We start from the raw sequence: 11,980 nt of genomic DNA, 5'->3' as shown, positions 1-11,980 counted from the left end.
GGAGCGCCATATGGGCGGATTGACTTCGCGACACCTAATCCATATAAGCCCGCACACGCTCGGGACCCGCTTCCGTCGCGGTTTTTGATCGCGTCGAAGCAAGCCGAGCCAAGCTCCTGTTACAAAGTGACAGACACAAGAAGGGCCGCACGCCGCGGTATTAAAACAAATGAAGCGTACCTATCAGCCGTCCAAACTCGTCCGCAAGCGCCGTCACGGTTTCCGTGCGCGCATGGCCACCAAGGGTGGTCGCGGCGTCGTCGCTGCTCGCCGCAACCGCGGCCGCAAGCGGCTCTCCGCCTAAGCCGTAGGCGGGAACCTTGCCCGCTGACGGCAAGCCAGAGGGGTCTGCTCCGCTCGGACGCGGCCCCAAACGGCTTCTGAAACGAAAAGAATTCCTGGCCGTCCGCCGCGGTGAAAAGCGGCGCGGGCGGTTTTTTCTCGTTGAGATGATGGATCGAGGCGACCAGGCGGAGCCGCGCGTCGGCTTCACCGTCACCAAGAAGGTCGGCAACGCCGTGGTGCGAAACCGGGTCCGCCGGCGCCTGCGAGAGGCCGTCCGCACTCATGCCGCAGGTGACATGGCCGCCGGCAAAGATTATGTGATCGTCGGGCGCGAAGACGTGCTCACCGCCCCCTTCGGCCAGCTCACGGCCGAACTCTCTCGGCGCATTCGCGGAACGCGATAAGGGCTTTCGATGGAAAACAACCGTAACTTCTTCATCACCATCGCCTTGTCGGTGCTGATCCTGACGCTGTGGCAGGTGTTCTACATGAACCCGCGCATCGAAACGCAGCGCGAAGCCGCGCGCATCGAGGCCGAGCGGGTCGCGCAGGACCAGAAGGCCGCGCAGCCGGCAAGCCCAGGCAGCAGCGCGCAGGCGCCGCAGGCAGGCGTTCCGGGCGCCCCGGCCGCGACGGGCACCGCACCCGTCGACCGCGCCCAGGCCGTGGCGGCCTCGAGCCGCATCGCCATCGACACGCCGAGCCTCAAGGGCTCGATCAACCTGACCGGCGGGCGCCTCGACGACCTGAGCCTCAAGGACTACACGGTCACCGTCGAGCCGAACTCGCCGATCATCGAACTGCTCAACCCGCAGGCGCAGCCGAACGGCTTCTACAGCGAGATCGGCTTCGTCGGCAGCGACACGACCGGAACCGTGCCCGGCCCCGACACGGTCTGGACGGCGGAAGCCAACCAGACGCTGACCCCCGCGACACCCGTGACGCTGACCTACGTCAACGACAAGGGCCTGACCTTCAAGCGCACCATCTCGGTCGACCAGGACTACATGTTCACTGTCTCCGACACGGTGACGAATGCCGGCGGCGCCCCGGTGTCGCTGTCAAACTACGGCCGCGTGACGCGCTTCGACAAGCCGACGCACCCGAGCATCTACGTCCTCCACGAGGGCCTGATCGGCGTGACCGGCGAGGAAGGCCTGCAGGAGTTCAAGTACACGGCGATCGAGAAGGACAAGCAGTCGCTGCCCGGCAAGTCGACCGACGGCTGGCTCGGCATCACCGACAAGTACTGGGCGGTGGCGCTGGTGCCCTCGGGCAAGCAGCCGTTCCAGCCGCGCTTCTCCTATTTCGACGACGGCCGTCCGCGCTACCAGTCGGACTATCTGACCGACCCGGTCACCGTCGCCCCCGGCCAGTCGGCGACGGTCGAGACGCTGGTCTTCGCCGGCGCCAAGGAAGTGGCCAAGCTCAACGCCTATGAGGACGGCCGTCAGATCAGGCAGTTCAACCTGCTGATCGACTGGGGCTGGTTCTACTTCATCACCAAGCCGATGTTCTGGCTGATCGACACGCTGTACAAGTTCCTCGGCAACTTCGGCCTCGCCATCCTCGCCACCACCGTCATCGTCAAGGCCATCTTCTTCCCGCTCGCCAACAAGTCGTACAAGTCGATGGCGAACATGAAGAAGGTGCAGCCCAAGATGCTTGAAATCCGCGAGAAATACGCGGACGACAAGATGAAGCAGCAGCAGGCGATGATGGAGCTGTACAAGACCGAGAAGATCAACCCGCTTGCGGGCTGCTGGCCGGTGCTGATCCAGATCCCGGTGTTCTTCGCGCTCTACAAGGTGCTGTACGTCACCATCGAAATGCGGCACGCGCCCTTCTTCGGCTGGATCCACGACCTCGCGGCCCCGGATCCGACGTCGCTGTTCAACCTGTTCGGGCTGTTGCCCTGGGGCGTTCCGGCCTTCCTGATGATCGGCGTGTGGCCCCTCATCATGGGCGTGACCATGTTCCTGCAGATGCGCATGAACCCGACCCCGCCGGATCCGACCCAGGCTGCGATCTTCACCTGGATGCCGATCATCTTCACCTTCATGATGGCGGGTTTCCCTGCCGGTCTGGTGCTGTACTGGGCGTGGAACAACTTCCTGTCGATCCTCCAGCAGGGCGTGATCATGAAGCGCCAGGGGGCGAAGATCGAACTCTGGGACAATCTGGTCGCCTTGTTCAAGAAGAAGCCGACCCCGGCCGAATAGGCCGGTACCGTCGAAGCAGATCAAAGGGCTCCGGTTCGCCGGGGCCTTTTTTCATGGGCGGCAACGCCCGGCGAAACTCGCGGGGGCGGCACGCCGTAACTTCGGGATGCCCCGTACATGCCGGCTTATGCGGGGTGGCGGCGCTGGTCGCCCCGACCAGCAAGGAACCGTCTCGGCGAGGCCGGGGTTCCGCATGTCCCTTGCGGGACCCCGGTTTTGCGCGTGGAAGCGTGCAAGCGAAATCAACCGGGCCCGACGGGAGCGTTTCCAAGACGATCGCACAAGGAAGTTCCGAACAGGCGATGTCGGCATCACAGCGGATCGCGCTATATTGCTATCCGCAGTCACGTGGAAACATCGCCATGCAAGGCCCCAATCCTTCGATCAAGCACCCCATGCCGATGCACAAGCGCGTCGGCTTCCTCAAGCCCCTGGTCGACGCCGAGAACATAGAGATCGGCGACTTCACCTACTACGACGATCCGGAGGGGCCGGACCTGTTCCAGCTCAAATGCGTGCTGCACCACTATCCCTTCATCGGCGACAGGCTGATCATCGGCAAGTTCTGCGCCATCGCCGAAGGCGCGCGCTTCATCATGAACGGCGCCAACCACGCGATGTCGGGCTTCTCGACCTACCCGTTCAACATCTTCGGCCATGGCTGGGAGGAAGGCTTCGACGTCGCCACCTGGCAGCGCGAGGTGCGCGGCGACACGGTCATCGGCAACGACGTGTGGATCGGCATGGAAGCGGTGATCCTGCCGGGCGTCCATATCGGCGACGGCGCCATCATCGCTGCGAAATCGGTTGTCAGCCGCCACGTGCCGCCCTATGCGATCGTTGCCGGCAACCCCTCGACCGTGGTCAAGAAGCGCTTCGACGACAGGACCATCGAGAAGCTGCTGGCAATCGCCTGGTGGAACTGGCCGGTGGACAAGATCGGCCGCAACCTCGACGCCATTCGCGGAACGGACATCTCATTGCTGGAGGCAGCGGCTTGAACGAACAGACCTTGACGAGGCCCCCGGTGGATACCGAGACCTTCACCCGGCCGTGGATCTTCATCCGCGGCGTGCCGGCCATGAAATTCCTGCCGCCGGAGGGCCCGCCCGAGATCGCCTTCGCCGGGCGCTCCAACGTCGGCAAGTCGTCGCTGATCAACGCGCTGGTGCGCCAGGGCGGACTGGCGCGCACCTCGAACACGCCGGGACGCACCCAGGAGCTCAACTATTTCGTGCCGGACGGCTATTCGGGCGAGGCCGGCGACCTGCCGCCCATGGCGCTGGTCGACATGCCCGGCTACGGCTATGCCAAGGCGCCGAAGGAGCAGGTCGACGCCTGGACCAAGCTGGTGTTCGACTACCTGCGCGGCCGGGTGACGCTCAAGCGCGTCTATGTGCTGATCGATTCCCGCCACGGCATCAAGAAGAACGACGAGGAGGTGCTGACCCTGCTCGACAAGGCCGCGATCTCCTACCAGGTCGTCCTGACCAAGACCGACAAGATCAAGGCCGCGGGCGTGCCGCGGCTGATCGAGGAGACGATCGCCAAGATCAAGAAGCGGCCGGCGGCCTTCCCCGTCGTGCTCTCCACCTCGTCGGAAAAGGACGAGGGCATGGACGAACTGCGCGCGGCGATCGCGCTGGTGGTCAACGGCGGCTGAGCGGCCTCACTCGGCCGGCACCATCCATCCCATGGCCGCGCCGCCGTCGTCGGCGACGATGGCGATGCGGCCGACGCCCGGCACCTCGAACGGCTCGCGCATGACCCTGCCGCCGTTCTTGACCAGCAGCCCGAGCCGCGCGTCGAGGTCGTCGACGGAGATGTAGGCGAACCAGTTCTCGGGCACGCCGTCCATGCCCTTGCCCTTCGGCATCTGGAAGATGCCGGCCACCGGCTTTCCGCCGGACATGCAGACGTGATAGCTCTGGCCGTCCATCGGCATGTCCTCATAGGTCCAGCCGAGGGTCGCGGTGTAGAAGCGCTTGGCTCTCATCGCATCCCAGGTCAACAGCTCGTTCCAGTGAAATTCGCCGTGCGGGGTCATCGCTCGATCCTCCCTGGCGTTACGCGCCAAGCATAATCCCGGCGGCCGGAAAGCGTCAGCAAAATCATCATCCACGGCCGAACGCCCCGCACGGCGGAGGCCGTGCGGGGCGCTGATCGACTGCCTGGGCCAAGGGAGCTGTGGCGCCGCGCCGGCCGGGGCGGGGCGGGCCTACATCTTCGGCAGCAGCACCTTGTCGATGACGTGGATGACGCCGTTCGACTGCTCGACGTCGGCGATGGTGACGTTGGCGACATTGCCGTTCTCATCGGTCACGGTGACCTTGCCGCCATCGGACTTCAGCGTCAGTTCGCAGCCGCCCGCGGTCTTGACCTTGTGGGCGCCGCCGTCATCCATGGCCATCTTGGTGACGTCCGCCGCCATGGCCTTGGCGCCGATGACGTGGCAAGTCAGCACCTTGGCCAGCTGATCTTTGTTCTCGGGCTTGAGCAGGGTCTCGACAGTGCCCTTGGGCAGGGCCGCGAAGGCTTCGTTGGTGGGTGCGAACACGGTGAAGGGACCCTTGCCCTGCAGGGTCTCGACCAGGCCCGCAGCCTTGACCGCGGCGACGAGGGTGGTGTGGTCCTTCGAGTTGACGGCGTTCTCGACGATGTTCTTGTCGGCGAACATGGCGGCCCCGCCAACCATCGGATTCGCGGCATAGGCGATCGTGGCGAGGGCGGTGAAGGCACCGGCGAGCACGGCGAGAGTGGTCTTGCGCATAACGTAACTCCTTGGGTTGTTTCCATATCGGAAAGACAGAAGAAGCTACGCGCCCGAGCGCTGCCAAGTTTCACCAAAAAGTGAATATTCTATAATAAAATCAATAATTTGCATCCAACAAACAGGAAGTAACGAGCGCCGCCCGGAGATAGTTTCAGCCAGGATGGGGCAAGCCGGCGGGAAGGGTTCAGATTTCGCGGAGATCGCCGGCGGCGACGACCGGGCCGGTGGGCAAGCCGGTCGGCGAGCCGCCAGCGGGCTCGAGGCTGACGGCGAGCACGGCACCCGCTGCGAGCTTGTCGCGCATGTTTTCCTTGACCGGCATCTTCATGGTGGTGCCGGCCGGAATGACGCCCATCGAGACCGGCGGCGCGTTGCCCTCGATCATCCACAGTTCGAAATCCTTGCCGACGACGCGATCGCCGGCGACGTGCGAGAGGCCGATCTCGCCGGCCGCCGCATCGTACATGATCATGTACTTGACCTCGCTGCCCTCGGCGGCGAGCGAGGCCACCATCATCTCGTGCGGCGCCGGCGGATTGACGAGCGGCACCGCGACATAGATCGCCAGCGCGGCCACGGCGGCGGCGGCGAGGCCGCGCCACGCGGCGAGGCTGGACCACAGGCCCGACGGCCGTTCGGCGGGAGCCCGGGTAGTGGACGAGAACAGGCGACGGTCGATGCCGGCCTTGACCGAAGCGGGCGCCTCGATCTCCGCATAGCCGGCCGCCAGCGGCGACAGCCTCACCTCCCACTGGTCGACGAGCCGCGCGAAGGCGGCCTCGCCGTCGATGCGCCGGCCCGCCTGCCGCCTGTCGTCGGCGGAAAGCACGCCGAGAACGTATTCGGCGGCGAGGATGTCGTCGCCCCCTTCCCGTTCCGGTCCGTTGTCTTCCGCCAGTGTCATCTTTCGAGGCATTCCCTGAGTTTCATCAGGCTGCGGCGCAGCCAGGTACGCATGGTGTTGAGCGGCACGCCGTGGCGTTCCGCGAGTTCGGCATAGCTCTCACCCTTGAGATAGGCGCCCCGAACGGCGGCCGCCCGGTCCTTCTCCAGTTCCTCGAGGCAGCCATGGATGCGCTCGGCCTCATCGCCGGCCACCGCCGCCGCCTCGGGCCCGGGAGCGGGATCGGCGACCTCGAACGCCTCGTCGATGGCAACCGTCGCCTGGCGCCTTGCCCGGATGCGGTCGATCGCATGGTTGCGCGCGATCGCAACGAGCCACGAAATGGGACTGAGGTCGGAGACCGCGAACCTGTCGGCCTTCGTCCAGATCTTGACGAAGACCTCCTGCAGCGCTTCCTCGGCTTCTGCCCTGTCGTTCAAAACACGCAGGCACACGCCGAAAAGTTTCGCGTTCGTCTGCCGGTAGAGCAGGTCGAAGGCGTTGCGGTCCTTCATCGAGGTCCGCACGATCAGCTTGGTGATGTCCTGCGGCGTCATCGTCACAAGGTTACGTTGCGACACATGAATTGCAACCGCTGTTTCGGCACGGCGCAGTCTGCAACCGGCGTCGCAAGCCTGTAGTGCAATCGCCTGACCGTCCCTTGAAGACCCCCACCCCTAACCCCTCCCCACAAGGGGGAGGGGAATTTCTGCACTGCCACCCTGCACGATTTGGTGGCAATAGGGGCGAAATCATCCCCCTCCCCCTTGTGGGGAGGGGTTAGGGGTGGGGGGTGATTTCATTCGTCCTGCCCCCCTGAAGCACTCGCGAACCATTTGCCCCCTGCCCGGTTTCCGGCTAAGACCGCGCGAAATCTCTCCACTATCCGGGACCATGCCGATGACGACGAACGTCGCCGCCAACGCCGAAATGCAGGCAGCCCTGCTTTCAGCCGCCCTGCCCTACATGCAGCGCTACGAGAACAAGACGGTGGTCGTGAAGTATGGCGGCCACGCGATGGGCGACGTGGCGCTCGGCCGCGCCTTCGCCCGCGACATCGCCTTACTCAAGCAGTCGGGGGTCAACCCCATCGTCGTGCATGGCGGCGGCCCGCAGATCGGCGCGATGCTCAACAAGATGGGCATCGAATCGAAATTCGAGGGCGGCCTGCGCGTCACCGACCAGAAGACGGTCGAGATCGTCGAGATGGTGCTCGCCGGCTCGATCAACAAGGAGATCGTCGCGCTCATCAACGCCGAGGGCGAATGGGCGATCGGCCTGTGCGGCAAGGACGGTAACATGGTCTTCGCCGAGAAGGCCAAGAAGACCATGGTCGACCCCGATTCGAACATCGAGAGGGTGCTCGACCTCGGCTTCGTCGGCGAGCCGGTCGAGGTCGACCGCACGCTGCTCGACCTTCTGGCGCGCTCCGAGATGATCCCGGTGCTGGCGCCCGTGGCGCCCGGCCGCGACGGCCACACCTACAACATCAACGCCGACACCTTCGCCGGCGCCATCGCCGGCGCGGTCCGGGCCTCGCGGCTGTTGTTCCTCACCGACGTGCCCGGCGTGCTCGACAAGGACAAGAAGCTGATCGACGAACTGACGGTCGCCGACGCCAGGGCGCTGATCAAGGACGGCACGATCTCGGGCGGCATGATCCCCAAGGTCGAGACCTGCATCGAGGCGATCGAGCGCGGCGTCGAGGGCGTGGTCATCCTCAACGGCAAGACGCCGCATTCGGTGCTGCTCGAACTGTTCACCGAGCACGGCGCGGGAACGCTGATCGTTCCGTGAGGCGGAGAGGAAGCGGATGCCCGTCGTCTTTCGTCACAAGGGCTTTCGCTTCTACTTCTTCTCGAACGAAGGCGATCCGCGCGAGCCGATGCACGTTCATGTCGGCAAGGACGGCGTCGACGCCAAGTTTTGGCAATAGAGCGCCGTGCGTCCGAATGGACGCATTAGGACGCTCTAGGTCTTGAAGCGGCGCATCGTGCTTTCCGAAAATCGAAATCGATTTTCGGGCCGATGCGCCGGCCGGATGTCATGGTAGCGTACAATGACGGCTTCAGCGCGCGCACCTTGCGCGAACTGGCCGAAATGGTCACCCATCGGCGGCGTGAGATCGCGAATGCCTGGAACGAGTTCTTTGGTGAAGGCAACTAAGGTCTGGTTCGACGAAGACAGCATGTGGCTCGACCTGTCGGATGGACGGACATTGAGCGTTCCGCTGGCCTGGTTTCCCCGACTGCTTCAGGCGACGCCCGCGCAGCGGCGGGCAGTGAGCATCAGCACGCGCGGACTGCATTGGGACGACCTCGATGAGGACATTTCCGTCGAGGGCCTATTGGCCGGCCGCGGCGACCAGTCCCGGCCGCCGTCCAAGACCCAGGCGGCCTGATCCCGCCCTATCCTCCCAGATGGCCGAGCCGTACATGGCACGGTTCCGCATCCCGCCGGTCCGAGTACCCGCTCACGAAGCAGTGAACCGCTTGCGCTTTCATTTTCCGGCCGTTGCAGCAAACTGGTTGCCGCTTCCGCTCGGAGGGCGATCCGTCGCGACGAACGATGCTGGCCGCGCTGGCGTTGGTGCTGTGCACGAGTTGTGAAATTCCGGCCACGCCGAGCGTCGGCACCGACGCAGGACTGGTGGACGTCGAGCTGGTGCTGGCCGTGGACGTGTCGAGTTCGATGGACGAGGGCGAATTTGCCCTCCAGCGATCGGGCTATGTCCAGGCGTTGCGCCACCCCGACTTCATCAAGGCCGTGGCGTCGGGCGCGCGGGGGCGCATCGCGCTGACCTACTTCGAGTGGGCCGGTTCGGTCCGAAAGGAGTCGATCATTCCCTGGCAGATCATCGACGGCCGCGAAAGCGCCGACTCCTTCGCCGCCAGGCTGGCGCTCCAGCCGGTCGACAGATCGGGCGGCACCTCGATCTCGAACGCGCTGGCCTTCGGCGCACGCCTCCTGGAACGCAACGGCTTCGAGGCGGACAAGAAGGTCATCGACATCTCCGGCGACGGACCCAACAATGCCGGCGCGCCGGTGGAGGTCGCCCGCAACAACGCGGTCGCGAGCGGCATCGTCATCAACGGCCTGCCGATCCTCATCCACCCGACCGAGACGCTCGAGGGCATCGACCGCTATTATGCCGGCTGCGTGACCGGCGGCCCCGGTTCCTTCGTCCTGCCCATCCGCGTCGCTGCCGAATTCACGACGGCGATCCGTCGCAAGCTGATCCTCGAGGTCAGCGGCGCCCAACCCGTGGCGGAACCCGCCAGCACGAAGCCGGCGGTGCCGGTCAACTGCCTGTTCGGCGAGCACTACATGCCGGTCGATCCCGCGCGCTGACGCTATCCCCTCAGGTGCCCGAGCGGCACGTGGCCCGGGCCCTTGATGTTCTGCAGCACCAGCTGGGTGTGGACGTCGCGGACGCCCGAAAGGCGCATCAGGCGGTGCATGACGAAGGCGTTGAGGTCGTCGACGCTCGGCACCATGACGTGGAGCAGGAAGTCGTATTCGCCGGTCATGGTCCAGCACGACGACACCTCGTCCATGCGCTGGACCGCGGCGATGAATTTTTCCGGCGACTCGTCGCTGTGGCTGACCAGCCGGACCTGCACGAAGACCTCGACCATCAGCCCGACCGCGCGCCGGCCGATGCGCGCCGAAAAACCCTTGATGACGCCCGCTTCCTGCAGCGCTTCGAAGCGGCGGGCGCAGGGCGTGTTGGAGAGGCCGATCTCCTGCGCCAGCTCCGAGATCGGCTTGCGGCCGTCGCGCTGCAGGATGTCGAGCATCCTGATCTCGAATTCGTCAAACTGAGGCATTTTTCCTCCCGATGGATTTTTTGCGAGTGATCATACCTCAAACGAGCGCGCATTGAACGCAGGAAGGTGAATTTCACTCTGGCCTGCCGGCTATGCTTCGAGGATCGAAGGCCATGTCCGGGGAGGAAATCAGGCCATGGGTATCAGCGTCCAGGACTATGCGCGCGAATGCGCCGAGCAGGGGCTGCGCGGCGACTATTCGCAGTGCCGCTCCGACTTCACCGTCGAACAGAAATACGACTACAGCACAGCCGAGCAGGAGGTGTGGCGGACGCTCTGCGACCGCCAGACCAAGCTGACCCAGCGGCTGGCGCACAAGTCCTACCTGGACGGCATGGCGGCCCTCGGCCTGGTCGAGAAGATCCCCGACTTCCATGAGGTCAGCGAGAAGCTGCATCGGCTGAGCGGCTGGGAGATCGTCGCTGTGCCCGGCCTGATCCCGGCGCAGCCCTTCTTCGACCACCTCGCCAACCGCCGCTTCCCCGTGACCAACTGGCTGCGCCGGCGCGAGGAGCTCGACTACATCGTCGAGCCCGACATGTTCCACGACTTCTTCGGCCACGTGCCGGTGCTGAGCCAGCCGGCCTTCGGCGACTTCATGCAGACCTACGGCGAGAAGGCCGGCGACTACATCGCGCTCGGTGGCGACGAGATGGTCACGCGGCTGTACTGGTACACGGTCGAGTACGGCCTGATGCAGGAGCCCGGCCAGCCGAAGAAGGCGTTCGGCGCCGGCCTGATGTCGTCCTTCACCGAACTGCAGTTCGCGGTCGAGAGCCCGGATGCCCATCACGTGCCCTTCGACGTCGAGACCGTGATGCGGACGACCTACGAGATCGACAAGTTCCAGCGCGCCTATTTCGTGCTGCCGTCGTTCGACGTGCTCAGGGACAGCTTCCAGACGGCCGACATCGCCGGCATCATCAAGCGCTGGAAAGACGCGCCGCCGCTCGACCCGGCCACGATCTGAGGTTTCTCGCGGGGCCGGTCAGCCGGCCGCGAGCAGGACCAGGATGCCGCCCACGATCAGCGCGCAGCCGGCGACCTCCAGCCGGTTGATCCGCTCGCGGAAGAAGAACACCGTCGAGGCGAAGGTGAACAGCATCTCGATCTGGGCGAGCGACTTGACGATCGCCGCCTGCTGCAGCGTCATCGCCATGAACCAGCCGAAGGATGCAGACGCGCCGACCAGGCCGGTGAACAGCGCCGGCCGCCACGCCTTGGCGATGCGGCCGAGTTCGTCGCGCTCACGCCAGACGATCCAGGCGAACATGACCACTGTCTGGAAGACGATGACGACGGCAAGCGTCACGGCCGCCTGCATCATGAAGTTCGGTCCGCCCAGCGCAAGCGAGGCGGCGCGGTAGGCCACGGCCGAAATGCCGAAGCATGTGCCGGAGGCGAGGCCGACCAGCGCGTTGCGGCTCAGCACCGAGGTCACCAGCGTGCGCGCATTGAAGGCGGTGTGGGCGACCGAGATCAGCATCACGCCGAAGACGCTGATGGCGATGGCAGCGATGGCGCCTGGCGTCGCGCGTTCGCCGAGGAACAGGAGCCCGAAGAGCGCGGCCTGCGCCGGCTCGGTGCGCGAATAGGCGGTGCCGACGGCAAAGTTGCGGAACGAGAACAGGTGGATGAGCAGGAAGGTCGCGGCGATCTGGCTGATGCCGCCGACGACCGCCCAGGCGAAGAAGACGGCGTTCAACCGCGGCAGTTCGTAGCCGACGGCCAGCTTGAGCACGGCGACGAAGGCCAGCGCGAAGGGAAAGCCGAAGCCGAAGCGGACGAAGGTCGCCCCCGTCGTGCCCATAACCCCCTTGAGGTGCTTCTGCACCACCGACCTGAGGTTCTGCAGGAAGGCGGCAGCGATGGTGATGGGTATCCAGAGTTCCATGGAAATGTCCGGCAAGACGGCAGAAGACGCCCGCTCCCTCTAGAAGCGGCAAGGGCCGCGCGCAACCGCACGCGGCCCGAAAACCTTGTGCCA

At 65.1% G+C, this 11,980-nt stretch carries 17 protein-coding genes; 10 read left to right on the top strand and 7 right to left on the bottom strand.

Translation table 11 applies throughout. The features are described from left to right. Nucleotides 1-169 precede the first annotated feature (169 nt). From rpmH to yihA, 5 genes are all read left to right on the top strand, one after another. Entirely contained in the window at nucleotides 170-304 is a 135-nt protein-coding gene (gene rpmH / locus J2X50_RS20725; RefSeq protein WP_008833937.1) for a 50S ribosomal protein L34, read from the top strand. Between the two features lie 16 nt (nucleotides 305-320). After that, nucleotides 321-689: a ribonuclease P protein component gene (gene rnpA / locus J2X50_RS20720; RefSeq protein ID WP_429097795.1), complete on the top strand. Its 369-nt coding sequence runs from the start codon at nucleotides 321-323 to the stop codon at nucleotides 687-689. A 9-nt stretch (nucleotides 690-698) separates the two neighbouring features. Beyond that, nucleotides 699-2,507 carry a membrane protein insertase YidC gene (gene yidC, locus J2X50_RS20715; protein WP_429097794.1) on the top strand — a complete coding sequence of 603 codons (1,809 nt, stop codon included), beginning with the start codon at nucleotides 699-701 and terminating at the stop codon, nucleotides 2,505-2,507. Between the two features lie 362 nt (nucleotides 2,508-2,869). Then, nucleotides 2,870-3,508: a CatB-related O-acetyltransferase gene (locus J2X50_RS20710; protein ID WP_429097793.1), complete on the top strand. Its 639-nt coding sequence runs from the start codon at nucleotides 2,870-2,872 to the stop codon at nucleotides 3,506-3,508. Continuing rightward, nucleotides 3,505-4,170, top strand: coding sequence for a ribosome biogenesis GTP-binding protein YihA/YsxC (gene yihA / locus J2X50_RS20705; RefSeq protein ID WP_429097792.1), 666 nt, complete (start codon nucleotides 3,505-3,507; stop codon nucleotides 4,168-4,170). Before J2X50_RS20710 ends, yihA begins: the two co-directional genes overlap by 4 nt. Nucleotides 4,171-4,176: 6 nt before the next feature. Here the strand turns inward: yihA and J2X50_RS20700 are convergent, their stop codons facing one another. The 4 genes from J2X50_RS20700 to J2X50_RS20685 form a co-directional block, all read right to left on the bottom strand. After that, nucleotides 4,177-4,554, bottom strand: a complete 378-nt coding sequence (locus tag J2X50_RS20700) for a VOC family protein (protein WP_429097791.1) — start codon at nucleotides 4,552-4,554, stop codon at nucleotides 4,177-4,179. 171 nt (nucleotides 4,555-4,725) lie between these two features. Then, a complete protein-coding gene (locus J2X50_RS20695) occupies nucleotides 4,726-5,277 on the bottom strand; it encodes a fasciclin domain-containing protein (RefSeq protein ID WP_429097790.1) in 552 nt (183 codons plus the stop codon). A 187-nt stretch (nucleotides 5,278-5,464) separates the two neighbouring features. Next, a complete protein-coding gene (locus J2X50_RS20690; protein WP_429097789.1) occupies nucleotides 5,465-6,184 on the bottom strand; it encodes an anti-sigma factor in 720 nt (239 codons plus the stop codon). Next, the gene (locus tag J2X50_RS20685) at nucleotides 6,181-6,720 is read right to left on the bottom strand and encodes a sigma-70 family RNA polymerase sigma factor (protein ID WP_429097844.1); all 540 of its coding nucleotides are present in this window, start codon (nucleotides 6,718-6,720) and stop codon (nucleotides 6,181-6,183) included. Before J2X50_RS20685 ends, J2X50_RS20690 begins: the two co-directional genes overlap by 4 nt. Before the next feature lie 337 nt (nucleotides 6,721-7,057). On the opposite strand from J2X50_RS20685, the gene argB reads away from it, so the two are divergent. Together argB and J2X50_RS20675 are read left to right on the top strand one after the other, a co-directional pair. Beyond that, a complete protein-coding gene (gene argB, locus J2X50_RS20680) occupies nucleotides 7,058-7,960 on the top strand; it encodes an acetylglutamate kinase (RefSeq protein ID WP_429097788.1) in 903 nt (300 codons plus the stop codon). Nucleotides 7,961-7,976: 16 nt separating this feature from the next. After that, nucleotides 7,977-8,099 (top strand): DUF4160 domain-containing protein, encoded by a 123-nt coding sequence (locus tag J2X50_RS20675; RefSeq protein ID WP_347967429.1) that lies wholly within the window; start codon nucleotides 7,977-7,979, stop codon nucleotides 8,097-8,099. Between the two features lie 35 nt (nucleotides 8,100-8,134). Here the strand turns inward: J2X50_RS20675 and J2X50_RS20670 are convergent, their stop codons facing one another. Then, nucleotides 8,135-8,353: a hypothetical protein gene (locus J2X50_RS20670; protein ID WP_347967428.1), complete on the bottom strand. Its 219-nt coding sequence runs from the start codon at nucleotides 8,351-8,353 to the stop codon at nucleotides 8,135-8,137. On the opposite strand from J2X50_RS20670, the gene J2X50_RS20665 reads away from it, so the two are divergent. Together J2X50_RS20665 and J2X50_RS20660 are read left to right on the top strand one after the other, a co-directional pair. Beyond that, nucleotides 8,352-8,564, top strand: coding sequence for a DUF2442 domain-containing protein (locus J2X50_RS20665; protein ID WP_429097787.1), 213 nt, complete (start codon nucleotides 8,352-8,354; stop codon nucleotides 8,562-8,564). The genes J2X50_RS20670 and J2X50_RS20665 overlap by 2 nt on opposite strands. A gap of 167 nt (nucleotides 8,565-8,731) precedes the next feature. Further along, the gene (locus J2X50_RS20660) at nucleotides 8,732-9,514 is read left to right on the top strand and encodes a DUF1194 domain-containing protein (protein WP_429097786.1); all 783 of its coding nucleotides are present in this window, start codon (nucleotides 8,732-8,734) and stop codon (nucleotides 9,512-9,514) included. Between the two features lie 2 nt (nucleotides 9,515-9,516). Here the strand turns inward: J2X50_RS20660 and J2X50_RS20655 are convergent, their stop codons facing one another. After that, nucleotides 9,517-9,993, bottom strand: coding sequence for an Lrp/AsnC family transcriptional regulator (locus J2X50_RS20655; protein ID WP_429097785.1), 477 nt, complete (start codon nucleotides 9,991-9,993; stop codon nucleotides 9,517-9,519). A 136-nt stretch (nucleotides 9,994-10,129) separates the two neighbouring features. Between J2X50_RS20655 and phhA the strand changes: the two genes are divergently transcribed. Further along, a complete protein-coding gene (gene phhA, locus J2X50_RS20650; RefSeq protein WP_429097784.1) occupies nucleotides 10,130-10,963 on the top strand; it encodes a phenylalanine 4-monooxygenase in 834 nt (277 codons plus the stop codon). An 18-nt stretch (nucleotides 10,964-10,981) separates the two neighbouring features. Here the strand turns inward: phhA and J2X50_RS20645 are convergent, their stop codons facing one another. Continuing rightward, complete coding sequence (locus tag J2X50_RS20645; protein WP_429097783.1) at nucleotides 10,982-11,887, bottom strand: EamA family transporter; 906 nt, start codon at nucleotides 11,885-11,887, stop codon at nucleotides 10,982-10,984. Nucleotides 11,888-11,980 lie beyond the last annotated feature (93 nt).

The organism is Aminobacter sp. BE322, assembly GCF_050433525.1.
In the GTDB taxonomy this organism is placed as follows: domain Bacteria; phylum Pseudomonadota; class Alphaproteobacteria; order Rhizobiales; family Rhizobiaceae; genus Aminobacter.
This window is presented reverse-complemented; position numbering and strand designations above follow the sequence as displayed.